This window comes from Pseudoalteromonas piscicida (assembly GCF_000238315.3).
In the GTDB taxonomy this organism is placed as follows: domain Bacteria; phylum Pseudomonadota; class Gammaproteobacteria; order Enterobacterales; family Alteromonadaceae; genus Pseudoalteromonas; species Pseudoalteromonas piscicida.
The window spans coordinates 3833154-3858330 of the sequence record NZ_CP011924.1; the positions used below are offsets into that span (position 1 = coordinate 3833154).

Sequence of the window (25177 nt, forward strand, 5' to 3'; positions counted from 1 at the left end):
GATTCCTTAGAATGCTTTAACTTTGGTTTTTAATAACTCCCAGAAATCCTACATTGCTTTTGAGCAAGCACTTATCTAGGGTGGAATAGTATTAGTGAACTTAGTTTTTCATTCAGCTAGCTAACTTTTGTGTACAGCTTTAGGTTGGTTATGTAAATGTAGTCAAATGTCACACTGCGTAAAAGGGTGTGATCTTGCTTTACTTCGCACAATGAAGGAGTAAGGTGATGGTAGAGTTTGAAGGAGATCCAAAGATGAAAACACAAATTGCAATACTTGCTTTATTTATGACTCCCTTGTTTGTCAATGCAGGTGAGGTCGCTGTGACTTGGAAGGACTTTAAAGAGTATCGCGATGTTAGACCTGGTAATGAAACGCGAGGTTCGTTTCATAAACGGGTTGAAAAGCAACTACAGAAGCATCTAGAAGAATTAGCGACGAAATTACCCGAGGGCTACAAGCTCGCAATTACCTTTGATGAGATAGACCTTGCTGGTGATGTTCATTACGGTACCACTGATATTCGGGTGATTAAACCAATCCATTTCCCTCGTTTTGAAATTAGCTATAAGTTAACAGATAAGTCTGGTAAAACCATCGCAGAGGAAAATGGCGTGACGTTAAAAGATATGTCGTTCATGGATAGAATAAAAAGAGGCATGGACGAATCCTTTTATTATGAAAAGCGTCTCTTAACTGATTGGTTTGAAAATGACCTGATTAAAAAGGTTAGTTAATTAACAGGCATTAGCCTTGAGATAAGCTTACACGCAGCGGCCAAGCTGCGTGTTTGGTTAACTAGTTGGCTATTTAAATGTAGCCAGTAGCTGTAGTAAGGATTGTAACTTTTTAACAACCAGTGCGAGTTTTTGCTCGTCAATTTTTTCAGTTGTCGATAGGCCTTCAACGTCGGCTGCAACATCCAAAACATAAGGTTTAAAGCGCTTTGCTTCAAACGTAAACCCCGCTTCTTCTTTAAATAACGCTTTAAACTTACCATGACCTTGCTGCTGCAATTCATCGAGTTTTTTATCAGCATCCAGCGCTTGGCGGTATATGATCTTGAGATTTTCATTAAGTTGTTCGATAACGGCTTGCATGGTCATTCCAAACAGATTTTCAAAGCTCCATATTTTAAGGGTTTAGGGATTAAATGTCAGGTAGTAAGTTGGCAATAATTTCCTTAAACCACACATGGCTTCAATTGTGTCGCGTCTTATACCAATTCGCTTACTTAAGAGATCTATTTTGAAGCGAGAAAATCTAGCCGATAACCAGACGAAAATTTTGGTATTTAAACTGAACTCGGGATAAGAAGTAAGTTAATTCAATAGTTTAAAGGTTGCAGTATCACTTTAGCCTGAAGTTATTTCTAAATACAAGGCAAATTTGTGCGTCAATAGCTGGCCTATTGCAAGCAAATTTAACGCAGTAGTAAGGGATGACTGCTAGAGAACAAGTTGTTATCCCTAGTTCAGGTTATTTAGTTGCTCTAAATGAGAAATTTTTAACGCAGTTAGTGTCAGATTTACTCCTTCAAATTGAGCAACTAGTAAGACTAATTGGTATTAATCTAGAGGTTAGGCTGCATACCACACTTAATAAAGCATATCTCGTTGTTTCTCAGACAACTCATCGTGATCTTTGAATTGGCTTCTATATTCTTTTGGAGTAAGCCCTGTTATGCGCTTAAATGTCCGCCTAAATTGGCTGTCATCGTTATAACCTAAGTTATCGCTCACGACGTTGATTGTTTGTGATGTCAAAACCAAGAGCTCGCAGGCACGGTTAATCTTGATTTGCTCTATTAGCTTCAGAACGGTCATGTTGAGCAGCGTCTTGACCCTTCTTGCTAGTGTTCGCTCAGTTAAGTTCAAATGGTCTGCAAGGTTTGATACCGATAGGTCGCATGCGAGTGTCTTATCAACCCAATGAAATACTTTTTTCAATAACGGATCGTCAAGATAAACCAGATCCAAGTGCCTAAAGGGCAAATAGTCTAAATGTGGTCGAGGTAGTACTAAAAATTTGAATACATCTCGCGCAACACTTTCTTCGAATTTATGTCGCATAAGATTATGGAATATTTGTAAATAGCCATTGGCGCCAGAAGTTGTAGCGTCACCATCAGGGTGATAAATACACGCTAAATGATTATTCCATTTTACTTTAGAAAAGCGTGAAGCCGCTTGATCCGTTAACCACCATGTAATCGTGGCTTTCGTTTGATTTAAGCGCCCAGACTCCGCGTGTAATGCGACGCCGGTGCAATATGACCAAACTTGCGTTTCGCTGGGTAACTTTTTTAGCTCGTTAATTAATCGCCCATAGGTAATAGGCAAGCAATGGAGATCTGTACTTCCCCAAAAGCCAGGTAATAATATCGCGTCGTATTGATAGTCATTGATAACGTTATCGACGTTGAGCTTGATGTTGTGTGCGCATGTGACTTCAGTTTTCTCTAAGCCTACCCAAGATACCTCAAATGCGGGTTGAGATAGCCGATTATTAACGGTCTCTAATAAGTCTAAAAAGTAAAATAATCCTGCAGGCATGCAATGTGGGTATAAAAAAAGCCCAATCCTTATCATTGTCAGAAACTGTCCGTATTTGGTCCAATTATGCAATGATACCACGTTTACGTTTTGCATACAATTTGGGGTGTAATGTTAATTTAGTGTGATTTTAATCCGACAGGGGAGTTCTATTTTGAGCATTGAAACTCAAATTGCATCTCAGCCAAGCAAAATGAAACGCTTTACTGAGCTGCTGATACGTTTTCGATATGTGGTTACGCTGATAGTCGTCGCCATTTGTATAGCCACAAGTCTTGGACAAAGCAGGGTTGGCTTTAGTAGTGACTACAGGTACTACTTTGGTTCGCCATCACCTGTGATTGCTGCGATGGATGAATTAGAAAGTGATTATGCACTTTCCGATAGCATCTATATTTCTATTAGCCCTAAGTCTGGGGGAACTGTATTCGACAAAGCTGTGCTATCTGCTGTGTTACATGCAACGGAAGAAGCTTGGAAAGTTCCTTATGCGACGAGAGTTGACTCATTGAGCAATTATCAAAATACAGTAGCAAATGATGATGATCTTACTGTCGCGCACTTATTTAAATCTGAAAGTGAATTAATCGGCTCTAATATTGATTATATCCGTCAGGTTGCGCTTGCTGAACCTATGTTGGAAAACCGTATTGTTTCTCAAAATGGGGAACACACAGGTGTCAATGTGGTGCTAACGCTTCCAGGTAAGTCGCCGATGGAGACTTCTGAGGCCGTATCTGCAGTGAGAGAATTGGCTCAAGAGCTTGAAGCTCAGTACCCGGTAGAAGTTCGATTATCTGGCGTACATATGCTAAACCACGCTTTTGCTGAGATAGGTATGCAAGATATCGTGAACATCATGCCTGTTATGTATATGGTGATGTTGGCGATATTGCTGGTGTTATTCCGCTCTGTATTGCAGGTATTAATGACAGTTGCAATAGTGCACTTATCGACTATTACAACGATGGGAATTGTTGGCTGGCTTGGTATCCCGCTTACGGCTCCATCTTCAATCGCTCCGACTATTATTCTGACATTAGCAGTTGCTGATTCTGTTCATATCATAATGAGTTTTGTTATTGCCAAACGCCGTGGTGTGAGCGATGCCGAAGTAATTAAAGAGTCAATGTCGGTTAACTTCTTGCCAATTTTACTGACTAGTTTAACAACAATTATTGGTTTTGTTGCCTTGAACTTTGCTGATGCACCTCCTTACCATGACTTAGGCAATATTACGGCGATTGGTGTATTTATTGCGTTTGTTTTATCGATCACATTATTGCCTTGCTTACTGTATATTTTACCAAATTGGATTAAGCAAAAAGAGCAAGACACAAAGTTTTCAGATAAAATTTGGGCAAAACTCTCTCACTTTATTGAAAGTAAATATAAGACCGTCATTATTATTTTCTCTGCATTAACTATTGCTTTTATGATCCCTATTCCAAATCTTAAATTAGATGATAGGTGGGTTGAGTATTTCTCTGACAAAACACAGTTTAGAAATGATGCAGACTTTGTTCAAAAAAATGTAACAGGATTATACAGTATTGAGTTTAACATTCAGTCTTTAGGCTCTCAGGGAATTAGTGATGCTGAATATTTAAATACGCTAGATGATTTTGCGAAATACTATCGTAGCTTTGATAACGTTTATAATGTGAGTGTCTTGACCGATACCATGAAGCGATTGAATAAAAACCTTCATGGTGATGATCCAAGCTTTTATCGTATACCTGAAAATAAAGAGCTCGCTGCGCAATACTTATTGCTATACGAAATGTCACTACCATACGGTCTAGATCTAACCAATCAGATCAATATGGATAAATCTAGCTCGAAGGTAGTCATTACGATGAAAGATGTTTCAACTAATGAGCTAAGAGAGGCGGCAGCTAAAGGCGAAGCATGGTTAAAAAATAATGCGCCAGCTTATATGCATGCGATTGGTTCAGGCGCTACGGTGATCTTTGCTCACCAGTCAGATGTGAATATTCAAGGAATGGTCACAGGCACATTATTATCTCTCATTATGATTTGTATTGTCGTATTTATTGCAATGCGTAACATCAAATATGGCCTTATTAGTGTATTACCTAATGTATTACCAGCGATCTTCGCGTTTGGTGCTTGGACGCTGTTAAGAGGGCAGGCCGGAATGGAAGTTTCTATTGTGGTGTCTGCAACACTAGGTGTCATAGTCGATAACTGTGTTCACTTCATGATCAAATACTTGCGTGGTAAAGAGCAATTTAACCTTGCCCCTGCCGATGCTATTAAATACGCGTATCAAAATGTGGGAAATGCATTGCTATTTACGTCAGTTACGTTAATTGCAGGTTATACCGTCCTAACTATGTCTTCTTTCTCGTTGAATAGTTCTTTAGGTTTGATGTCTGCGTTAACTGTGGTAGCAGCTCTATTAGTCATCAACATTTTACTTCCAGCGATCATTTTGTTTGTTGACCGTGCCGAGCAACGAGCTGCTGATGAAAGATTGATCAACGCGCAACTAGCATCATAAGGAGAAATAATATGCTGAATTTAAAAAAGGTTTTTGTGGCAACTAGCTTGCTAGCTAGCTCGACACTCACATTTGCAGCGAGCGATGAAGATAAAGGACTACAACTTGCCCAGCTGGCAGATCAAGTGGATTCTGGTTGGGTAGATCAAACCGTTGATATCACCATGACGCTGCAAGACAGAGCGGGTAATCAAAATATCCGTAAGGTTAGAAATGAGATGCTTGAAGTTGAGGATGATGGAGATAAAAGTTTGGTGGTATTTGATACCCCATATGATGTGAAAGGCACAGTGATGCTGTCGTTTAGCCATAAGGTTGGAGATGATGATCAGTGGCTTTACCTACCAGCGCTTAAGCGAGTAAAGCGTATTTCGTCTAGTAACAAGTCAGGCCCTTTTATGGGAAGTGATTTTGCATACGAAGATATGAGTTCACAAGAAGTTGAAAAGTATACCTACAAGTTTATCCGAGAGGATGAATTTGAAGGCCAAGCGGTCAATGTTGTTGAGCGTACTCCGGTATATGAAAACTCAGGGTATTCAAAACAGCTTGTTTGGTTGGATAAAAAGCGCACGATTCCGCTTCAAATAGAATATTTTGATCGTAAAGGGAGTGCTTTAAAAACCCAGCATTTTAAAGGCTATCAGCTTTACAACGAGAGATTTTGGTGCGTTGACGATTTGCTGATGGTGAACCATCAAAAGGGCACGCAAACTACGATTTCTTTTGGTAATTATAACATTAGCCAAGGAGTACGATTGACGAATTTTGCACAAGCAAACTTGTCACGTATTAGGTAAAAAACAATTGGATGAGTGAGCGTTCACTCAGCCAAGCAGCAAAGGATTAGAGATGAAGTTAATAATGATGCTGTTAGTCGGTGTGTTAACCACCTTTGCTTGTATTGCGGATGTGGACATTAGAGGTACTGCGAACTTCAGCCAGCGACAATATACGGATGCGCAACCAGAGCACCATGAGAGTCAATCTTTGATTTTTATTGAGCCTGAAATATACCTGCCAATCAATACAAATTGGAGTGCACTTGCCAAACCTTATGCAAGGTACGACAGCCTCGGAGCTGCAAGACATCAGTTAGATTTTAGAGAGCTTAATCTGAGTTACATTAATGGTAACTTTGATGCAAAGATAGGAGTGAGTGAGGTATTTTGGGGCGTTACAGAGTCCCAGCATTTAGTTGATATTGTTAACCAGACAGATGTTTTAAGTAGTATTGATGGCGAAGATAAGCTCGGTCAGCCTATGCTACAACTTAATTGGCTTCATGGCAGCGGTTCGCTGCAAATGTTTGTAATGCCATACTTCAGAGAGCGAAATTTTGCTAGCAAAGTACAGCGTTTACATCCTGATGTTGTCATTAGTTCACAGTCTAAATATGAAGATAACCAAGAAAATAGCCATACAGATTTCGCATTGAGAGCGACAAATTCTTTTGATAGTTGGGAGCTTGCCGCTTCATATTTTATTGGTACAAACCGTACACCGAGCATGCTACTGGAAAATGGCCACTATACACCTTATTACAGCCAACTTACCCAGTATGGATTGGAAGTTCAGGGGGTTTTCGGCGGATGGCTGATTAAGAATGAAACCATTTATCGAAAAGGCCTACATGATTGGGCTATCGCGCATACTAGCGGTTTTGAGTACACACACGCAGGTGCTTTAGGTCAAGCAGATTTAGGTTATTTGGTTGAATATAGCTTTGATGAATTAGATGAAAACAGCACTTCCAGTTTCCAGAATGACGTCTTTTTTGGGGTTCGAGTTGCAATAAATGACGTTTCTGGGTCTGAGTTATTGATCGGTGCCATTCATGATATTGACGCGCATCACTGGTCGATGTTTAGAGTAGAAGGTAGTACACGAATAACTCCCGCTTTGAGATTAAGAACTGAGATATGGGTCGGGGATGAAACCAGAGAAAACGATCCGTTTTTTAGCACGAAAAAAGATGACTTTATTCAGTTAAGTATTGAGTATTATTTTTAAATGTTAATTATTTAAATGAACATCCTGCAATATTAGTTATTTTCAATTTTAAAATTTCCCTTTTGATTTTGCCCCTTTTTAGGGGCTTTTTTGTTTGTGATTAACATAATAAATATTTTGTAACAAAGTTGTTTATTGTGTTTATATCTTGTGTCAATAATTGGCTGGTTTTGGTCGGTAATTGCCATAAAAAAGGTTCTACGAAAACATACAATAATTCTATTATTTATTTAATGATGGAACCAAAATGGAGTATTTAAATAAACTGGTTAGTTCAATAAATGCGCCAGTCTCAATATCGAATCTACAGCTCAACAATCGCGTTGTAATGGCACCTATGACTCAGGAAAGCTCTGTAAAGCATATTCCTGGTAAGGTGCAAGTCGAACACTACGGACAAAGAGCAAAGCATGGCGTTGGTCTCATCATTACAGAAGGAACCGTTATTCCGCATGCATCTGCTAATGGACATTTCAACGTCCCGCTTATGTATTCGGAATCCGCACTGTCGGGTTGGCGCAAAGTGGTTAATGAAGTGCACCGCTTTGACAGTAAGATCTTTGCGCAGCTTTGGCATGTCGGTGGTGTAAGAGAAGCTGCAATGCCACCTGAAGTTGGTGTACCTGCAGTTACCCCCAGCGGACTGTCAGCGCCAAATATACCAAATGGCAAAAAGCTAACCATCAAGGAAATTGACGAGGTCATTGCTGCGTATGCAAATGCTGCTAAGAATGCACAGCTTTGCGGGTTTGATGGTATTGAAATACATGCTGCCCATGGATACTTGATCGATCAATTCTTATGGCAAGCGACTAACTTACGAAGCGACCAATACGGTGGTGGGGCAAAAAACCGTTATCGCTTTGCTGCAGAGGTCGTGACTGCTATCCGTGATGCGGTTGGTCCCGATTTCACTATCGGTTTCCGTTGGTCTCAATGGAAGATTCAGAATTTTTCAGCGCGTGTTTTCCAATCACCAGAAGAATTAGCTCCTTTCTTGCAAACAGTTTCCGAGGCCGGTGTGGATGTTTTTCATACGAGCACAAGAAGGTTTTGGGAGCCTGGATTTGAAGGCAGTGAAAGGACACTGGCAGGCTGGACAAAAGCGATTACACAAAAACCTTGTATAGCCGTTGGGGGAGTCGGACTTGGTAATGACTTCTTGCTCGGTGGGCCGTCAAGCGCCAGTCAACATGTTTATGAAAGCTTGATCCGGGGACTAGAAGAAAATGAGTTCGACTTGATTGCAGTAGGTCGAGCGCTACTCGCAGACCCTGCGTGGTTTTCAAAATTAAATCAAAGAAGTACGCAAAATAATAACCATGTTTTGGCTTAGCGATATTTTCGCTAAAGCGCCAAGCATTGGATGAATAAGTTTATAAGGACTGAGATTTATGTCAAACCAGAATGTAGCGGAGTTATCCCGTCAGATACTGCAACTCGTATTTCGTGAGCGAAAGTTGGTAGAGTCCGAAGTTTCGCAAGCGGACGAGAACCGTGAGTATTTAAGTGAAGATGAACTGTATCCTCACTTAGATAAAATAGAGCGGATGGTCGCGAAGGGTGAGCCGATAACAATGGTATTACCGGCCTATCCGGGAAAATCACCAAATCGCAATAAAACATTGAGTAAATACCCTGATTTAGCCGAGAAGCATTCTATCGATATGCTTCATGTACTTTGCGACAGAATTGAAAAAATCTATTCGCCGGGTGTAAAGGTATTAATTTGTTCCGATGGGTATGTGTTCTCTGATCTTGTACGGATCCCCGATACAGACGTACATAGCTATACCGAGGCTATCAAAGAATATTACAGCAGCAATTATCCTACCCAATTTGATTTTTACGACATTAAAGATGCCTTCCCCGAAATAAAATGTTTAGACGCGATGCGAGAAGAGTTAATGATCCGCTATGGTGAGTCATTGGTTAGTTTAACAAATCGCTCGCAAAGCGAAAAAGAAACTCGCTCCATGTATCAAGGAATAACTAAGTTCTTATTTGAGGATTTTCTTGGTTTAGTTGAGTTTGCTGGGGTGAGTAAAACTCAGGTACAAAAAGCAGCTAAGTCTACGGCCTTAAGGGTAATACTTCGAAGTAATGCTTGGAGTAAGTTGCTAGAAGTGAGATACCCAGAAGCCTTGAGATTATCCATTCATCCACAATTTAGAATTTCGCAAAAAATCGGTATCAAACTCGCTAATTCAGCAGATTGCTGGCGCACACCATGGCACTCAGTCGCAGTACTGAAAAAGGATCAAATTCACCTTGCTCACAGAAATATGGTGAGCGAAAGCAGTCACCGATTGATGTTTAGTCAAGGAGCGCCAAGTCATTATGTTATGTCTTGGGAAAATGGAGCAGCAGCGCATGTATAAGCTCGCAATTTTCGATCTGGATGGCACCTTGATTGACACGCTCAGCAGCATCACCACTAGCGTCAATATTTTGCGCGGAAAAGGTGGGCTTGACGCTGTGGATCAAGACGTTGTTTTACCATTTATTGGTAAGGGAAGTGCAAACATGCTGCAAGCACTCTGTGGAACTTCTACTGGATCGTTACATGAAACTGTAGCTGCATACAACAAAGTATATGACGACAACCTATTCACTCAGCTCACTGTTTATCCCGGCATAGTGCAGTTACTTGAAAGCTTGCATGCACAGGGAGTGAAAACCGCAGTTGTAACCAATAAATATCACCGTCAGGCGCTAGATGTATTGGAGTACTGCTTTAAGTATTTCGCATTCGATGCAATTCAAGGTGTCACCGATGAAACGCTCAAAAAACCGAATCCTACTCAGACTTTAAGGCTTATTGAAAAGCTTAGCGTTCAACCCAATGAGGTGGTGTTTATTGGTGACTCTGAAATCGATCAATGCACAGCACAGGCCTCGAATATTGATTTCAGGTTTGTTACTTGGGGATACGGTGTGGCAGAGCAGCTTAAGCTTAAAGCCGATGAAATTGTGAGTTCGGCTACAGAATTACAAAAATCAATTTTAAGAAGTGTTTAAGAGAACATCATGGAAATTTATAATTATATAAAAATAAACGATAAGGTTGCATTAGCAGGTCAGCCATCAGCACATGAGTTTGAAGTGTTGATAGCAAATGGTGTGAATTGCGTTATCAACATTGCACCATATGACGAGCGTTATTCTATCGAGAATGAAGCTGAACTAGTTGAAAAGCTCGCTGCGACATATATTTATTACCCAATTGATTTTGCGAACCCAACTCTTGCCGACTTTGCAAAAGTAGAAGCATTGCTTTTGGATAACCAAGATAACAATGTGCTATTACATTGCGCTGCCAACTACCGAGCTTCGCTGTTATTTGGGCATTTTGCGATCCGCCACTTAGGCTGGAGCCGAGCAGAAAAAAATGCCTTAATCAATCAGATTTGGTCATTGGATGATTTCCCTGCTTGGAAGGTTTTAGATGAAAAGTTAGAGGCTGGATTAAACGATGATATTAATACGCGGGTAGCTGATGTTATCGAAAAGTACTTAGTACAAACTGGTGACGGTTTTGCAAAGCAGGGTCGAGCTGAGCTCGCAAAAGCTATTGCGGCATTTACGAGCCAAGACCAAGCAGTGCAGCTTGTGCTACCTGGGTTTCCTTGCAAATCACCAAATATAGATGCGAAATCATTTTCTAACTTACCAGATTATGGTGAGGTATTGGCCTTAGAGCGAATGCAGTCTTTGTGTGATGATATCCAAGATATTTATCCAGTTGGCGCGAAATTAACCATTATTAGTGATGGCGCAACTTTCTCAGATCTTGTTGGTGTCGATGACGCTATTATGCAGGAATACAATGCGGCATTAAGAACGTTAACCATAACTCATGACATACAATGGGCAGATTTAACCGATTTATGTCAATTAGAAAAAGCAAACTCAGAGTATGACTCTGCTTATCTAAGAAAGCAGCTACTTAAGAATTTAACGACGAATCCCAGAGCACTACAAAATTATACTGATAAGGTTAAAAAAGATGCGCAGCTTCGCATCGAACATGATGATTTATGTAGCTACCTATATAACGATGTTTGTCTTGTACATCTCTCACAAAATGATAGAGACGATTACTTAGCAAGCATATGCGATAAAGCCTACGAGATGATGTTTCGAGGAAAGGCGCTGACGCATAGCATCAATGAACGATTCTCAAACCATATCCGTTTATCAACGCACCGATACGACAATACAGGGCCAAAGTTTACTATCGCTTTGTCGGCGAACAATCAACAAGTGCTAGCACCTTGGCATGCTGTTCCTGTGATGCGTTTGAATGGCAATGTCGAGTTGATGCCGCATGCAACGGCTAAGGAGCTCAATGTTGCTAATGTGACTTTCGAAAATAGCAACTGGATGTATATAGAAGTTTCAGAAGCGCGCTTTACAGCAATGCAGTTTGAAGTGCTGAAGTCACCACGTTTCGGACTGAGAATAAACCTACCTTCAGATATCACCTATCAAGAGTTGTCTCCTCAATTCCTCACGATGTTAAGTCAAGAATTTGGTTTTGTTTTACTACCAAATGCAGGCCTTGAAGAAGAGCAGGAATTAGTCGAGTTAACTGCGCCTTTTGGTGAGATTTATCAATGGCAGTTTGGACCTGTTCACGTGGTGAAGCCTGAAGAGAAACCTCATGGATTTGTTCACTCCATTGAAAAAACACCATTACATTGGGATTTGAGTATGTTACCGCTCGATCATGAGCGTGTTATTGATAATGAGCGTTTCTACGCATCAACCTTTTTACTTTACTGTAAAACAGCTGCGCAGCCCGGCGAAGGGCAAACAACGATTGTTGACAGCCGTAATGTGTTGAAGCTTGCAGGTCGAAAAAAGGTGAGAGAGTGGCAAGAAACAGAAGTTATCTATTCCACAAAGATGACTTATTTTGGCGGTGTGCCGCGCGTGTACCCTTTAGTGTTTGAACACCCAAAAAATGGTGAGTTATTACTGCGTTATCAAGAGGGTAGCGACTCTCAGTTGCAAACTTTTGAACTGAGTTCAGAGCAACTGGAAAGCAATGCATTTAATGCGCTGATCTCTGAAGTCAACGCATTGTGTTATGACGAGCGCTGCATGATTGCCCATGATTGGCAGGATGGTGACTTAATCATAGTAGACAATCATTACACCCTACACGGAAGGTTGCCCATGACGGAGCTTTCGATGAACCGTGAAGTGTGGCGAGTGCAGGTAATTTAAGGAATATATAAAATGAATAACAAAATGACATTTGAACAAATAGATAACAATATTGATGGAATTATTAATCAAATAGCTGCGGCGAGTGCAGATATTGAAGCACTGAGAAGATTACCAGAAAGCACGGTTACTCTGCTCAAAGAGACCGGTGTATTCAGTATGGCGATGCCAAAATCAATGGGGGGCGCTGAGCTAGATCCAATCAATCAAATTAAATTGATTGAGAAAATATCTCGAGCCAATAGTGCGGCAGGGTGGTGCACTATGATCGGTTCAGACAGTGGTTACTTTGCAGCAATGTTACCTCAAGAGCTGGCAACAAAAACCTATCCAAACCCTCATGTCATCAGTGGTGCAGCTCTATCACAAACGGGTAAAGCGCGTAAAGTTGCGGGCGGTTATATGGTAAGTGGTCGCTGGCCCTTTGTCAGTGGTTGTAATAATGCTGAGTGGTTGATTGCGGGTTGTAAGGTGTATGACGGTGAAGACATGGTGTTACTAGAGGGAGATATTCCGCAAACACTGCAATGTTTTTTAAATATGTCAGATCTCGAAATCCTTGATACTTGGCATGTGATGGGGCTACGGGGCACTGGTAGTAATGATGTCGCATTACAGCAAGAGATATTTGTGGCAGAAGAAATGACGTTTAGCTTCCAGCAACCAAGAAGTTTTCAGGATGGGGCGCTTTATCAATTCCCCATGGCCTTTATGTTTAATTTCTCTGCTGTACCGCTTGGGGTGGCACAATCTGCATTAGACTTTTTCCTTTCGGAAGCAAATAAGCCAACCAGGCAAGTGCATCAGGCAGGGCAATTTTTAAAAGGCCGGGCATTAAAAGATGAATCTTTTGTACAAGGTGCAGTTGGCGAAGCGGCAACTAAACTTAGAGTGTTAAGAGCATTTTTGTATCATGAAGTTGAGCAAATCTGGTCTTTATTGAAGCAAGGTGAGATGCCTTCACCTGTGCAACAGGTGGCCTTTTTAGCTGCTACCACTGAAGTATTTAGTGGCTGCCAAGAGATTGTAGAAACGTTAGTTAAGTGTCGTGGTGGTTCGGCGGTTTATCAGGGAAACCCATTAGAGCAAGCGCTTCGAGACATCGTCACTATGAATCAACACGCCATGACATCGCCGCGTAATCAACATCAATTGGGGAGAGCCTTACTTGGTGTTCCTCCAGAGCAAATCTTACTTTAAAAGGTGCAACCCGTATCCTTGATACGGGTCATCTCCTACACTTGTTAAAGAGCAAGGAGCCACGAAATGAATTCGTTAGAAAACTACTTTTTTCCTTACCGCGAGGGAATTATAGGTACAGAGCACAAGGTTTCTAGAAATAATCAGAGCAAGTCTTTAATTTATGCTGATTGGACGGCTAGTGGGCGATTATATGAGCCAATTGAACGCTATATAAGTCAAGAGTTAGGGCCTTATATTGCCAACACCCACACTGAATCCAATGAGACTTCTCGGGTGATGACTAAGGCATACCATGAGGCGCAAGATATTATCAAAGCGCATGTTAATGCGGATGATAATGACATCTTATTGTTTGCTGGAAATGGGTCAACAGCGGCTGTAAATAAGTTGCAGCGTTTAATGGCATTGAAAGGACCCCGTGTTGGTGCCGAGCCCCTTCCTGTGGTTTTTGTTACACATATGGAGCATTACTCAAATCACGCTTCATGGCTGGCATGTGAGGTCGAAGTGGTTGTTATTCCTGCAGCTAAAGGTAAGCCAGCATCAGACTTAGCTGCCTTTAAACGTTTATTATCTGCATACGAGGGGCGTAAGATCATTGGTGCATTTAGTGCGGCCTCTAATGCATCGGGTGTATGTACACAACTCAGTAGCTTAGCGGCTTTAGTACACCAATATGGTGGTGTTTGTATTGCCGATTTCGCCGCCGCAGCCCCGTACCTTGAAATCAACATGCATCCAGAGCGGGACGAGTGTCGTTTAGACGCGGTTTTTTTCTCCCCACATAAGTTCTTAGGCGGTCCCGGTGCTTCAGGTGTGTTGATATTTAATAAAAATCTATATCAGCTAAATACGCCAGATCAACCCGGTGGTGGTACAGTGGAGTCTGTAGATAAACAGGGGAATCCTACTTACATCGCAGACATTACACAAAGAGAAGATGGTGGAACGCCTGGTACATTGCAAGCTGTTCGTGCTGCTTTGGCCGTGGTACTAAAGGAAAAAATGGGAGTGAAAAATATTCTTGCAAGAGAAAAAGAGCTCAGGTTTTTACTTGCACAGCAGTTACGAGAAATTTCAGGCCTTCATATTGTCGAAGATCAACCAGTTGAAAAATTGGGTATTATTTCCTTCTTTGTTAATAACCTTGACCACAATGACATTGCTGAGGAGTTAGATAACCAATTTGCTATCCAAGTTCGAGGTGGGATCTCTTGTGTAGGTTATTATGCACATCATATTTTTAAGAAGGAATTTGAAAAGCTTGGATGTGGTGTAAAAAGTGCGACGCCAGCAGGCTGGGTAAGAATTTCGTTACACCCAACAATGACGACAGCAGAAATCAATGACATCGGCACTGCCGTTAAGGCTGTTGTAGAGCAGCTAAAGTCGAATAAAAAAGCTAGTAGCAAATTGAGCACCGATAAGCTGATGGCTCTTCGTGAGGTGGAATTATTTTCGCCTACAATAAGCTGGAATAAACAGAATGAAGGAGTAGCAGTTGGTGTGTAACCTTTATTTTTTCGTTATTATGGATGATGAAATAAGTTAAAATTTATCCTAAAGGTTTAGTTTTTTACGTCGATAACTAACCTGATCCATCAAAAAGTCAGGTAATCACTTATGAATATTTCCGGAAGTAACCTACCTGCTATGTCTGGAGCTGGTCAAAGCGGTGAAGTATACAGCGCCGTTTTGGCAAAAAAGCAACAGAAAGCAGATGGACAAGCCGCGCTTGCTTTAATTGAATCTGCGGGCAGCAGTGCAGCAGCACAAACGCCAGCTAAATCAGTGACAGCAACGCTAGGCAACAACATCAATACATATGCGTAAGCTTATGTCTGATGGCACGTTGTCTTCGGCATGTCCGATAGATATGTGCAAAGCAATCGGTGCTAGGGTCATTAGCACCGATTTTTTGCTATTTTAGTCTAGTAAATTTAAGTCAATCGGTGTTTTACTTGGCTGACCACCAATTTCTCGCACTAACTTAGGCACCAAGAATCCCGGCAGCACCTCCAAAAGCTCAGCCATTATCGCCTTGGCTTCACGCTCTGCTACATCAAAATGACTAGCGCCTTCTACCTTATCGAGTAAATGTAAATAATAAGGCAGTATATCTGCATCGAACAGGGCTTCACTCAGTTGAGCTTGGGCCGCAACATCGTTATTAATTCCTTTAAGTAGCACAGCTTGGTTTAGCAAGGTCACATTGGCTTGTTTAAGCTTTTGCATTGCCGCTTTAAAAGTATCATCGATTTCATTTGCATGATTAATGTGATTTACCAAAATCACCTTTAAATGACTCTTTGCTAAACGTAGGCACAACTCCTCGGTTATTCTCGCTGGGATCACTACCGGTAAGCGACTGTGAATACGCAAACGTTTGATTTGTGGTATCGCCTCTAACTGTTCTAGCACCCAAGCTATCATGTCATCTTTGGCCATCAGTGGATCACCGCCACTTAAGATCACCTCATTGATTTCATGATGGGCGCGCAAATAATCAAATACAGGCTCTAAGGTGCGTTTGTTGACCTGATTATCCTGATAGGGGAAGTGGCGTCGAAAACAGTAGCGGCAGTTGACCGCACAACCGGTTTTGAGCATGAGCAATACCCTAGAGCGGTACTTATGTAACAAACCAGGTACAGGCGCGTCTTGTTCTTCGAGTGGATCTTTACTAAATCCCGCTTCAGTTAAATATTCCTGATGTACAGGTAACACTTGTAATAGCAAGGGATCATGACGATCTCCGTGGCGCATTTTAGCGATAAATGGGCGAGGTACTCGCATAGGAAACAATCGCTTAGCTGCAAAGTCTCGTGCATCAAATTGGTCATGCAACCCCAAGATGTTGAGTAGCTCTTGTGGGTCAGTGACAACATTTGCTAATTCTTTTTGCCAGTTAGTCTGCAAATTTACTTCATTTATTTGTATCATTAGCAGGTTAATTACTCGAATATACGTAGATTAGAGGATACGATGGCGAATTATAGCACCAACGAGTTCAAGGGCGGCCTAAAAATTATGATGGACGGCGAGCCTTGTTCTATCTTAGAAAATGAAATGGTCAAGCCTGGTAAAGGACAAGCGTTTAACCGCGTTAAAATCCGTAAGCTTATCTCAGGTAAAGTACTAGAGAAAACATTTAAGTCTGGCGACTCAGTGGAAGGCGCAGACGTAATGGATACTGATCTAGTGTATTTATACACTGATGGTGAGTTCTGGCATTTCATGAACAACGAAACATTTGAGCAGATCGCAGCTGATGAAAAAGCACTTGGCGATAGCGTAAAATGGTTGGTTGAAAATGACGTATGTACTATCACACTGTGGAATGGTAACCCAATCGCAGTAACACCACCTAACTTTGTTGAGCTTGAGATCACAGAAACAGATCCAGGCCTGAAAGGCGACACTGCGGGTACTGGTGGTAAGCCTGCAACCCTAAGCACAGGTGCTGTTGTTCGTGTTCCTTTGTTCGTTCAAATTGGTGAAGTGATCAAAGTTGATACGCGTAGTGGCGAATACGTAAGCCGCGTAAAATAATAGCGTAAAGCAATTTACGATGTTTTATAAATCCCAGCATGTTGCTGGGATTTTTTTGGAGTAAACAATGACGGTGAACAATTGGCAACCTAGTGCAACGATAGAGACGCTTAGGCAAAGGGCTGCAATTTTAGCGAAGATACGGCACTTTTTTGCTGTTCGTGATGTGATGGAAGTCGACACGCCGAGCCTTTCTCAAGCCTCAGTGACCGACCCTCACTTAGATACTTTCCATACTCGATTTGTTGGCCCAAATCACAGCCAAGGTTTGCCTTTATTTTTACAAACGTCACCCGAGTATGCGATGAAAAGACTACTTGCCGCAGGCAGTGGTGCGATTTTTCAATTGTGTAAGGCTTTTCGTAATGAAGAGTCTGGGCGTCATCACAATCCAGAATTTACGATGTTAGAGTGGTATCGTCCGGGCTTTGACGAATTTGACTTAATGGCGGAAATTGATGAGTTGATGCAGATGTTATTGGACTGTCCTGCTAGTGACTCAATGACCTACCAACAAGCCTTTGAGACACATCTTGGGTTTGATCCCTTAAGTGTGTCGCTGACGGAATTGAAAGCGCACGCCAATAAATACGGTTATGGTGATATTGCAGCTATCGAGAATAATCCAGATACTTTACTGCAATTGCTATTTTGCATGGAAATTGAGCCTAAAATCGGTCAGCAGCAACCTTGTTTTGTTTATCACTTTCCGGCATCCCAAGCGGCACTGGCAAAACTTAACCCGAAAGACAATCGCGTTGCAGGGCGTTTTGAGCTCTATTATCGCAACATGGAACTGGCCAACGGATTTAACGAATTGACGGATGCGGTAGAGCAAAGAGCGCGTTTTGAGCAAGATAACCAGCTCAGAGCTGAGATGGGATTACACCCAGTGCCGGCCGATGAGCGGTTATTGGCTGCACTTGACGCAGGCCTCCCCGATTGTGCTGGCGTTGCACTGGGAATAGATAGGCTAGTCATGCTGGCGCTAAACAAAGCTAGCATCAGCGAAGTGCTCACATTTGATGTTTCGCGGGCTTAGCGCCGCGAAACAAAACGAGTAAGTTCTTTTTGAGTGGTTTCTGTGAGCTTTTGGGCACTTTGGCATTCAGCTAACGCGCCATCAATTTGTGATTTAGATTGCTGACCCAGTTCGACAATTTGTTGCACTGCTTGATGGGTATGTTTTTGTGTTTCTTCAAGTTGGTGCACCGCACTAACAATTTCTTCTAATTGCGCTTGATTGCGTTCAAAGTCATCACTCATCGAAATAAAGCCTTGGGAGGTATCACTGATGGCTTTCTCTGCTGAGCTTGAATGAGAAATCAGTTGTTCTGATTCTTGATTGGTTTCACCGACTAGCACGTTCATTTGATTGATAAAATCGCTGATCTGGCGGGTGGCCGCATTGACCTTGACCGACAGCGCACGAACTTCATCGGCAACCACTGCAAAGCCACGTCCGGCTTCACCTGCTCGAGCTGCTTCAATTGCCGCATTGAGCGCAAGCAAGTTGGTTTGGTCGGAAAACTCTTCAACCATTTTTAGAATGTTGCGAATATTCTCACTATTTTCTTTCAGGCCTGAAACCGTCGATGAAAAGTTACCTAGTAGCGTGGTGATTTGTTTTACTTCAGCGACAAGCTTAGTTAGCGACTGTGATGAACCGCGAACAAAGTGCAAGCTTTCGGTATTGGCCTGATAAACCTGATCGGTATTGTGCACAATACTTTGTAAACTGTGGCTGACCTGATCGGAAGCGGCAATAATCGTGTCACCTTGGCTCAGCTGCTGCTGTCCATACTTTGCGGTACTTTGCATGGAGCTGGTGATATCGCGGTTGCTTTGTGTCGCCGCAGCGGCACTTTCGTATGTTTTTTCCAAAAGGACACTAAGGTGGGTAGTAAAGGTGTTGTACTGCTCGCTTAAATCTCTAAATTCGTCATAAGTGAATTGTGGCAGTTTCGCATCTAAGTTACCGTTTTGGCGATTAACACGCTCCAATGACTCTTTCATCGCTTGTACAGGTCGTACGATTAAAAAGCGCATATAGAAGACGGTAAACACAAACGCGGCAAGGATCACAATAGTGATAAGCCAAAACAGTCCCATACTCGCACCGGAGTGAGCAAGTTCAGAATATAGCCAAACTAAGCTAATAACCTGAAATAGGAGTAAAAAGCCTAAATTGCCAACAATTTTACGAGAAAGGGTATAGAAAAACGTCTGTTCTACAAAATTATAAATGCGCATATATAAACTCATATTGGGCTCATCATTGTGCCACTTTATTTGTCTCAGTATAGATGAGCTAAATGGAATAACAATGCTAAAGCGATCAAGCAGTTACTCAATTGGGGTGGCGTAGGCGCCAATGCCCTGTAAATACATTTTGGTTTGGCATGGAAAGTTGGTGAAAATACCATCCACCCCGAAATCTAGCATCATATCTATGTCTTGCTGTTTATCGACCGTATAAGCAAATACCTTTAATCCGCGAGATTTTGCGTCCAACACATATTCATGATTAATAAAGTTTTTGTCCATATGAATGCTGTAGGCATGGAGCGATTCGGCAAATTGCGCATAATGAATTGGAATAGAAGCGGTTAACGCGCCAATTCTTACCCAAGGTAATTTTTGCTTTAGCCACAATAGTTGATGATGGTCAAAAGAGGAGATGAGTAGCTGCTCTCTGGTGATCACGCCTTGCTGGATATGTTCTTCAATATAGGTAACGAATTTATCTAGGCCAAAGGTATGCTTTAGTTCTAAATTGATATCTGTCTGTTTGCCTATCGTGGCGAACACTTGCTGCAAGGTGGGAATTGATTGCCCTTTACCGGCATCAAGCGTAGCAAGGTAGGCTTGAGTTTGTTCATTAACTCTACCCACGCCGTTGGTGGTTCTGTCTAGCCAAGTGTCGTGGATAATGGCGTAATCATCCGCGCAACTTTGCACATCCAACTCAATACCATCAACGCCAATATGGAGAGCCGCTTCTATTGCAGCAAGTGTATTTTCTGGATAGATGCCACTGGCTCCACGGTGCGCTAAGACTTGAATCATGCTTTTTTCCTTGTAATAGACCAAGTTTCAAAACAGGCTGCACTAACTACCAACAACCCGCCAAGTAATGTTGTAAGTGTCAACGTCTCGTGTAACAGAATATAAGCTAATAGCGTTCCATACAATGGCTGTAAACAAGAAATTAACCCTGCAGTGGTGGCAGATAAATAACGTAGGCTAGAGGCAAACAAGGCGTGTGGAATTGCCGTAAATATTGCTCCTGCAAGCAAGATTAACCAGATGTTTTCTGTGGATACTTGCTGAATTGGCACTTCCACAAATGCTAACAGCATGAGGCATGCAACAAGCGTTTGATAAAGCATTGTGTGTGGGCCGCTATAGTGAGAAAAGAAGCGCTTTTGGAGCAAGTTGCGCAGCGCAAAGAGTGCGCCCGAGAATACGCCGGTAATAATCCCCAAGGTAACTTGGTTGCCAAGGTTCGCTTCTGGCACTAACAGATAGATACCAAATAACACCGCGCTCGCACTGATAAAATCTTTTAGTTGTACACGGCTGCGAGTGAAAAGTGGCTCTAAAAAAACGGTGATCACGGGGTAGGTGAAAAAGGCAATGATCCCAACTGCAATTCCCGCCATTTGCATGCCTGCAAAGTAAGTCACCCAATGGAGTCCCACGATGACACCAAGAACTAAAGCAGTTAGGTAATCTTTTGTGTGTATTAATTTTATCGGCTGCCGTTGTATTTTGAGTAAGAGGAGTAGCACAACGAAAGCAACGGCGGTACGGTAAACGGTGATATCCAGTGCTGAGAGTGAAATTAATTTTGAAAATAATGCTGTTCCACCAAATAATAAAACGGCACTATGAAGCGAGAGTAAAGCGGATTGTTGTGGGCGCATATTGAATATTAGAACTGTTTTTTGGCAGTCTATCATTTAATCGCTTTGAGATGACAAGATTGTTGACACTTGTCACTCAACATTCTGCGTTTAAACGTAAATAATAATAAAAAGAGTGAATCAGAGAAGCTTGTGTCCATTACCACAGAATTTACCCTAGTTGAGAAACGGCGCTCATTTTGGAATGCCGGACCCCTTATATTTTCAACCTTTTATTTTTTCCCATTGATATTTAACTGGGCGCAATTGAGTGTAGCTAATATTGCGTTGCAAGTTGTTGTTTACCTTAGCTTTGTCGTGCTCTATTGGCAGAGTATTACAAAAACGGGCAATGCGTTGGTGATGAATTTAGTGCTGATGGCAGGGCTTTGTGTCGCAGGTAGTTGGGTGACGACCGGGACGAGTTCGTTATTTGGCTTTATTGCTTTTTTCTGCGGTTTTAATTTTCTGCCTCGCTATAAAATCATTGCGATGCTGGTCATCATAGCGTTGGTATTGCTAACGGCTAAATTTATCGCCACCCAGCAAACGGTTTATTTCTTGATGCCAGCTCTGTGTGTGGCATGTGGACTCTTTATTTTTGGTTGGATGTCACACCGAGAGCGAGTACATCAGGAGTTGCAGAGGCAAAGTGAAGAGGAAATTAAGCGATTAGGCGCAGTGGCTGAGCGGGAGCGTATAGCGCGCGACCTACATGATTTACTTGGTCATTCACTCAGCTCGATAGCATTAAAAGCAGAGCTGGCGAGTAAATTTGCTGCTGCAAATGCATTAGAACAAGCGCAATCAGAAGCGCAGCAGGTTGCAGACTTAGCGAGAGAAGCACTAAGCGAAGTGCGCCAAGCCGTCACCGGCTACCATCAGCTAGCGCTTGATGCTCAGCTGCACATTTTGGCATCGAGGCTAAAAGATAAGGGCATTGCCGTAACGCTAGAATTGCAGGCGGTCACTTTAGATAAAGTAAGCGAAGCCTGTTTGTGCTTTTTTGCTAAAGAAATATGCACCAACATTATTCGTCACAGCGACGCGGATAAGGTTTGCTTCAAACTACGACAAACTGACAATAATGTCTTTGTAGAAATTAAAGATAATGGTTCTATAAAGTCCATAAAAGAAGGAAATGGTTTAATGGGGATCCGTACCCGATTGAAAGAATGTGGTGGCCAATTATTTTATCACACCGAACAGGGCGGATACTTTAAGGCGGTATTAGGGGAAGTAGGATGATCAAAGTTTTTATTGTTGAAGATCAAGCATTAGTAAGAGGAGCTATCGCGGCATTATTGAGCTTAGATAGAGAGATAGAAGTGGTTGGCGAGGCTGAAAATGGTCAAGTTGCAAAGGAAAAGTTAGCAAAGTTAACGCCTGATATCGTGCTAACCGATATTGAGATGCCACAAGTCACAGGGCTTGAGCTTACTCAGCACTTACAACAAAAAATGCCAGACACAAAAGTGGTTATCATGACGACCTTTTCTAAAGCGGGTTATATTCGTCGCGCGATCACTTTAGGGGTAAATGGATTTGTATTAAAAGAAGCCCCAAGTGAGTACTTGCTATCAACGCTGAAAAAGGTCATGAATGGATATAAGGTTATTGACCCAGAGCTTGCGTTGTACGCTTTGGAAGATGCTGATCCACTAACCGACAAGGAACGCAAAGCGCTGCGCTTAGCCAGTGAAGGACTAAAAACTGCTGAAATCGCAGGACAGCTATTTTTGAGTGAGGGAACGGTAAGGAATTATTTATCAGATGCTATCGCAAAATTACATGCGACAAACCGGGTAGATGCAGCAAGAATTGCTAAGCAAAAAGGATGGCTGTAACTAGGTGTAATAGCATATATCCAGTTAATACTTCAAAATAATGCTGTGCGGTAATATACTGCACCATTCGCCAAGTAATAATAATGTATTAATTTTGAGTGCAATAATGGATCCTAAATTACTTATTCAAGTTACCGCAATAACGACTGTGATCTGTACAGTTTTTATGGCCGTAAACTGGTTTATTAATAAAGGCCTACCAGGCACTCGAGATTGGCTTATTTTCATTGCGCTCACTGCAATTGGATGTGGCCTGTTGGCCGCCTATACACTTCCCATTACGTTCTCAATTTTTATCCCCAATCTCACTATCGCATTTGGGCTTTTTTATCTGGCTCGTGGTGTTGATGCGTTTTTTAGTGTGAAAAGCAATTACATGCCTTGGTATGTATTAGCCGCATTGGGTATTCCCAGTTTTACTTACTTTTTGTACGTGGATTTTAATTTTATCGCTCGCGTCGGGATCAACTACTTAGTCTGGGCGATGGCGATGATTTACTGCCTGCGAGCGTTAAATAAAGGCCATAAATTATTATCACAACAGTTTAGTGCGGCACATTGGGCGTTTGGCCTATCGTGCTTGAGCTTATTGGCCGTGTTTACTTTTAGAGTAGTCATGTTTGGCGGCTACTCAGTGACAGACAGCCTTGTTTCGGCAAATTGGGTTAATCAGTTTTTTGCTGTCTCTGTGAGCACGATGCCGCTGCTGTTGTGTTTTTCTTTATGTCTGTTATGTAGCAGCCGTCGTGAAAAAGAACTATGCCTGTTAAAAACTGCTGCTGAGCAGTCAGCGCAAGTAAAAGGACAGTTTTTAACGTTATTAAGTCATGAACTGAGAACACCACTAAACGCCATTGTGGGTCACGCAGAATCACTTAAAAAAGTGCCGCGTGAGCCCAATCGCCATGCTCAATTATGCGATGTTATCGTCCACGCCGCGATGTCGATGTCAGACTTAGCCAATCAAGTATTATTGCAAGCGAAAGGGGAATATGCGGCGCAAAATCGCGTGCCTGTCTCGTTTTATAGTCTTTCGCAAGAGTTAGTTCGCCTCTTACAGCCGCTGGCATTGGCTAAAGGGTTGAGTTTGAGGGTCGAGGTTAAAGGCCTGTATCCACAGGACGTTCATGTCGTCGAGCAAGATACATTGTCTTTGGTACTTAGAAATCTGCTCTCGAACGCGATTAAGTACACAGATAAAGGCATTATTACGCTGATCCTTGAAGGTACAAGTCGCGCTGAGGATAAGCAAACTATCCGCTTTGCAATTAAGGATACAGGCAAAGGACTGACTGAAGTACAAATGGAAAAGATCTTCGAACCCTTTGTCACATTAAATACCGAACAATCCATCTCGCAAAGTGCAGGATTTGGGTTGGCGTTATGCAAGCAACTGCTGCAAGGGTTAGACTCTGAGCTTAACGTCGACAGCAAGCTTGGCAATGGCACCGTGTTTAGCTTTGAGTTAGATTGCCAGTGTAGTGATTCACCGTTACAGAGCGCAGAGTTTAATACAGAGAAGCTAGCACTCAATGTGCTTGTTGTTGAAGATAACGCCATGAATATTGATGTGATCAGCACCTATTTAAACGATATGGTGAGTGAGTTTTCTATTGCTAAGTGCCTCGCAGAAGCTGAGGTCGCGCTATTAGAACACAATTTCGATATTATTTTGTTGGACATGCGACTGCCAGATGGAAATGGTCTTGAGTGGTTTAAAGAGGGCTTCAACGAAATTGGCTTTACCTCCAGTGTTAAGGTTATCGCGTTAACGGGTGATGGCGATCCTGAGTTGAAAAGGCGATGCCTCCGAGCTGGCATGCAGGACTGTTTAACTAAGCCTATCATGCCAAGCCGTTTATATGCGGCACTGGAATGTGCGACTGTAAAAACAACGTCTCGCTTGGAATGTAAGACTCTGATTGATCAATCAAGATTTATGGATCTCGCAAACCGTGAAAGTTCAGGCGTGCTGGCGACGAAATTGATGTATTTAGCAGATCGATTTGAGTACGAAATTGCGCAAATTAAAGGGCTCACAGAGTTGAATGTAACTGACTTAGCCGTTGATAAACTTGCCTACATTGAAAACGAAGCACTGGAGCTTGGCATGGTGAATTTTGCCGAGCTTGTTCAAGCAGCAACTGCGCAGCTAAGTTACTCGGAAGAGCAAGTTGATTGGGACGGTCTTGCTATGGTTGCTAGACGCTCAGTTGAGCGTTTATTAGAACTTCATGCCCAAATTGCAACACTGGAGTCGGTATCAAATTCAGTGGTTAATCTATCTGCATAAAAAGATTCATCGATCTTGGCCTAGGTCATTAGGCTATTTTGAGT

Annotated in this window: 22 protein-coding genes; 16 read left to right on the plus strand and 6 right to left on the minus strand. The window is 42.1% G+C overall.

Features of this window, described 5'->3' with window-relative positions; genetic code table 11:
- Nucleotides 1–227: 227 nt before the first annotated feature.
- Nucleotides 228–737: a DUF3016 domain-containing protein gene (locus PPIS_RS17430; protein WP_010368743.1), complete on the plus strand. Its 510-nt coding sequence runs from the start codon at nt 228–230 to the stop codon at nt 735–737.
- Between the two features lie 69 nt (nt 738–806).
- Here the strand turns inward: PPIS_RS17430 and PPIS_RS17435 are convergent, their stop codons facing one another.
- Nucleotides 807–1100: a hypothetical protein gene (locus tag PPIS_RS17435; protein WP_019647264.1), complete on the minus strand. Its 294-nt coding sequence runs from the start codon at nt 1098–1100 to the stop codon at nt 807–809.
- A 498-nt stretch (nt 1101–1598) separates the two neighbouring features.
- Nucleotides 1599–2555 carry a GlxA family transcriptional regulator gene (locus tag PPIS_RS17445; RefSeq protein WP_010368740.1) on the minus strand — a complete coding sequence of 319 codons (957 nt, stop codon included), beginning with the start codon at nt 2553–2555 and terminating at the stop codon, nt 1599–1601.
- 154 nt (nt 2556–2709) lie between these two features.
- Here PPIS_RS17445 and PPIS_RS17450 point away from each other — a divergent pair, with 154 nt between their 5' ends.
- From PPIS_RS17450 to PPIS_RS17495, 10 genes are all read left to right on the plus strand, one after another.
- The gene (locus PPIS_RS17450) at nt 2710–5082 is read left to right on the plus strand and encodes an efflux RND transporter permease subunit (RefSeq protein WP_010368738.1); all 2373 of its coding nucleotides are present in this window, start codon (nt 2710–2712) and stop codon (nt 5080–5082) included.
- Nucleotides 5083–5093: 11 nt separating this feature from the next.
- Nucleotides 5094–5882: an outer membrane lipoprotein-sorting protein gene (locus PPIS_RS17455; RefSeq protein WP_010368735.1), complete on the plus strand. Its 789-nt coding sequence runs from the start codon at nt 5094–5096 to the stop codon at nt 5880–5882.
- A 52-nt stretch (nt 5883–5934) separates the two neighbouring features.
- Nucleotides 5935–7095, plus strand: coding sequence for a hypothetical protein (locus PPIS_RS17460; protein ID WP_010368733.1), 1161 nt, complete (start codon nt 5935–5937; stop codon nt 7093–7095).
- Nucleotides 7096–7342: 247 nt separating this feature from the next.
- The gene (locus PPIS_RS17465; RefSeq protein WP_010368732.1) at nt 7343–8431 is read left to right on the plus strand and encodes an oxidoreductase; all 1089 of its coding nucleotides are present in this window, start codon (nt 7343–7345) and stop codon (nt 8429–8431) included.
- A gap of 58 nt (nt 8432–8489) precedes the next feature.
- Nucleotides 8490–9476 carry an isocyanide synthase family protein gene (locus PPIS_RS17470; protein ID WP_010368730.1) on the plus strand — a complete coding sequence of 329 codons (987 nt, stop codon included), beginning with the start codon at nt 8490–8492 and terminating at the stop codon, nt 9474–9476.
- Nucleotides 9469–10116: an HAD family hydrolase gene (locus PPIS_RS17475; RefSeq protein ID WP_010368728.1), complete on the plus strand. Its 648-nt coding sequence runs from the start codon at nt 9469–9471 to the stop codon at nt 10114–10116. The genes PPIS_RS17470 and PPIS_RS17475 overlap by 8 nt, the downstream gene beginning before the upstream one ends.
- A 9-nt stretch (nt 10117–10125) precedes the next feature.
- Nucleotides 10126–12330 carry an L-tyrosine/L-tryptophan isonitrile synthase family protein gene (locus tag PPIS_RS17480; protein WP_010368726.1) on the plus strand — a complete coding sequence of 735 codons (2205 nt, stop codon included), beginning with the start codon at nt 10126–10128 and terminating at the stop codon, nt 12328–12330.
- A 12-nt stretch (nt 12331–12342) separates the two neighbouring features.
- Complete coding sequence (locus PPIS_RS17485; RefSeq protein WP_010368725.1) at nt 12343–13530, plus strand: acyl-CoA dehydrogenase family protein; 1188 nt, start codon at nt 12343–12345, stop codon at nt 13528–13530.
- Nucleotides 13531–13596: 66 nt separating this feature from the next.
- Nucleotides 13597–15045, plus strand: a complete 1449-nt coding sequence (locus PPIS_RS17490; protein ID WP_010368723.1) for an aminotransferase class V-fold PLP-dependent enzyme — start codon at nt 13597–13599, stop codon at nt 15043–15045.
- Between the two features lie 111 nt (nt 15046–15156).
- On the plus strand, nt 15157–15366 hold the full coding sequence (locus tag PPIS_RS17495) for a hypothetical protein (RefSeq protein ID WP_010368721.1): 210 nt from the start codon (nt 15157–15159) through the stop codon (nt 15364–15366).
- 93 nt (nt 15367–15459) lie between these two features.
- Here the strand turns inward: PPIS_RS17495 and epmB are convergent, their stop codons facing one another.
- Entirely contained in the window at nt 15460–16476 is a 1017-nt protein-coding gene (epmB, locus tag PPIS_RS17500) for an EF-P beta-lysylation protein EpmB (protein ID WP_010368719.1), read from the minus strand.
- Between the two features lie 42 nt (nt 16477–16518).
- On the opposite strand from epmB, the gene efp reads away from it, so the two are divergent.
- The gene (efp, locus tag PPIS_RS17505) at nt 16519–17085 is read left to right on the plus strand and encodes an elongation factor P (protein ID WP_010368717.1); all 567 of its coding nucleotides are present in this window, start codon (nt 16519–16521) and stop codon (nt 17083–17085) included.
- A 67-nt stretch (nt 17086–17152) separates the two neighbouring features.
- Nucleotides 17153–18127, plus strand: coding sequence for an elongation factor P--(R)-beta-lysine ligase (epmA, locus tag PPIS_RS17510; protein ID WP_010368715.1), 975 nt, complete (start codon nt 17153–17155; stop codon nt 18125–18127).
- Here epmA and PPIS_RS17515 read toward each other — a convergent pair.
- The 3 genes from PPIS_RS17515 to PPIS_RS17525 form a co-directional block, all read right to left on the minus strand.
- A complete protein-coding gene (locus tag PPIS_RS17515; protein ID WP_019647260.1) occupies nt 18124–19338 on the minus strand; it encodes a methyl-accepting chemotaxis protein in 1215 nt (404 codons plus the stop codon). The genes epmA and PPIS_RS17515 overlap by 4 nt on opposite strands.
- A gap of 93 nt (nt 19339–19431) precedes the next feature.
- The gene (locus PPIS_RS17520; RefSeq protein ID WP_010368711.1) at nt 19432–20154 is read right to left on the minus strand and encodes a glycerophosphodiester phosphodiesterase; all 723 of its coding nucleotides are present in this window, start codon (nt 20152–20154) and stop codon (nt 19432–19434) included.
- Entirely contained in the window at nt 20151–21014 is an 864-nt protein-coding gene (locus PPIS_RS17525) for a DMT family transporter (RefSeq protein ID WP_021032591.1), read from the minus strand. Before PPIS_RS17525 ends, PPIS_RS17520 begins: the two co-directional genes overlap by 4 nt.
- A gap of 246 nt (nt 21015–21260) precedes the next feature.
- Between PPIS_RS17525 and PPIS_RS17530 the strand changes: the two genes are divergently transcribed.
- The 3 genes from PPIS_RS17530 (at nt 21261) to PPIS_RS17540 (ending at nt 25133) form a co-directional block, all read left to right on the plus strand.
- Nucleotides 21261–22241, plus strand: coding sequence for a sensor histidine kinase (locus PPIS_RS17530; RefSeq protein WP_248694110.1), 981 nt, complete (start codon nt 21261–21263; stop codon nt 22239–22241).
- The gene (locus tag PPIS_RS17535; RefSeq protein ID WP_010368704.1) at nt 22238–22840 is read left to right on the plus strand and encodes a response regulator transcription factor; all 603 of its coding nucleotides are present in this window, start codon (nt 22238–22240) and stop codon (nt 22838–22840) included. Before PPIS_RS17530 ends, PPIS_RS17535 begins: the two co-directional genes overlap by 4 nt.
- 106 nt (nt 22841–22946) lie before the next feature.
- The gene (locus tag PPIS_RS17540; protein WP_010368702.1) at nt 22947–25133 is read left to right on the plus strand and encodes an ATP-binding protein; all 2187 of its coding nucleotides are present in this window, start codon (nt 22947–22949) and stop codon (nt 25131–25133) included.
- The last annotated feature ends 44 nt before the right edge of the window (nt 25134–25177 follow it).

Bases quoted from the DNA above. Each gene is read 5' to 3' on its own strand.
- PPIS_RS17485 (WP_010368725.1), top strand. From the start codon at position 12,343: ATGAATAACAAAATGACATTTGAACAAATAGATAACAATATTGATGGA.
- PPIS_RS17540 (WP_010368702.1), top strand. From the start codon at position 22,947: ATGGATCCTAAATTACTTATTCAAGTTACCGCAATAACGACTGTGATC.
- PPIS_RS17525 (WP_021032591.1), bottom strand. From the start codon at position 21,014: ATGCGCCCACAACAATCCGCTTTACTCTCGCTTCATAGTGCCGTTTTA.
- PPIS_RS17535 (WP_010368704.1), top strand. From the start codon at position 22,238: ATGATCAAAGTTTTTATTGTTGAAGATCAAGCATTAGTAAGAGGAGCT.
- PPIS_RS17470 (WP_010368730.1), top strand. From the start codon at position 8,490: ATGTCAAACCAGAATGTAGCGGAGTTATCCCGTCAGATACTGCAACTC.
- PPIS_RS17465 (WP_010368732.1), top strand. From the start codon at position 7,343: ATGGAGTATTTAAATAAACTGGTTAGTTCAATAAATGCGCCAGTCTCA.
- epmB (WP_010368719.1), bottom strand. From the start codon at position 16,476: ATGATACAAATAAATGAAGTAAATTTGCAGACTAACTGGCAAAAAGAA.
- PPIS_RS17455 (WP_010368735.1), top strand. From the start codon at position 5,094: ATGCTGAATTTAAAAAAGGTTTTTGTGGCAACTAGCTTGCTAGCTAGC.
- epmA (WP_010368715.1), top strand. From the start codon at position 17,153: ATGACGGTGAACAATTGGCAACCTAGTGCAACGATAGAGACGCTTAGG.
- PPIS_RS17520 (WP_010368711.1), bottom strand. From the start codon at position 20,154: ATGATTCAAGTCTTAGCGCACCGTGGAGCCAGTGGCATCTATCCAGAA.
- efp (WP_010368717.1), top strand. From the start codon at position 16,519: ATGGCGAATTATAGCACCAACGAGTTCAAGGGCGGCCTAAAAATTATG.
- PPIS_RS17490 (WP_010368723.1), top strand. From the start codon at position 13,597: ATGAATTCGTTAGAAAACTACTTTTTTCCTTACCGCGAGGGAATTATA.
- PPIS_RS17475 (WP_010368728.1), top strand. From the start codon at position 9,469: ATGTATAAGCTCGCAATTTTCGATCTGGATGGCACCTTGATTGACACG.
- PPIS_RS17445 (WP_010368740.1), bottom strand. From the start codon at position 2,555: ATGCCTGCAGGATTATTTTACTTTTTAGACTTATTAGAGACCGTTAAT.
- PPIS_RS17460 (WP_010368733.1), top strand. From the start codon at position 5,935: ATGAAGTTAATAATGATGCTGTTAGTCGGTGTGTTAACCACCTTTGCT.
- PPIS_RS17515 (WP_019647260.1), bottom strand. From the start codon at position 19,338: ATGCGCATTTATAATTTTGTAGAACAGACGTTTTTCTATACCCTTTCT.
- PPIS_RS17495 (WP_010368721.1), top strand. From the start codon at position 15,157: ATGAATATTTCCGGAAGTAACCTACCTGCTATGTCTGGAGCTGGTCAA.
- PPIS_RS17480 (WP_010368726.1), top strand. From the start codon at position 10,126: ATGGAAATTTATAATTATATAAAAATAAACGATAAGGTTGCATTAGCA.
- PPIS_RS17430 (WP_010368743.1), top strand. From the start codon at position 228: ATGGTAGAGTTTGAAGGAGATCCAAAGATGAAAACACAAATTGCAATA.
- PPIS_RS17435 (WP_019647264.1), bottom strand. From the start codon at position 1,100: ATGCAAGCCGTTATCGAACAACTTAATGAAAATCTCAAGATCATATAC.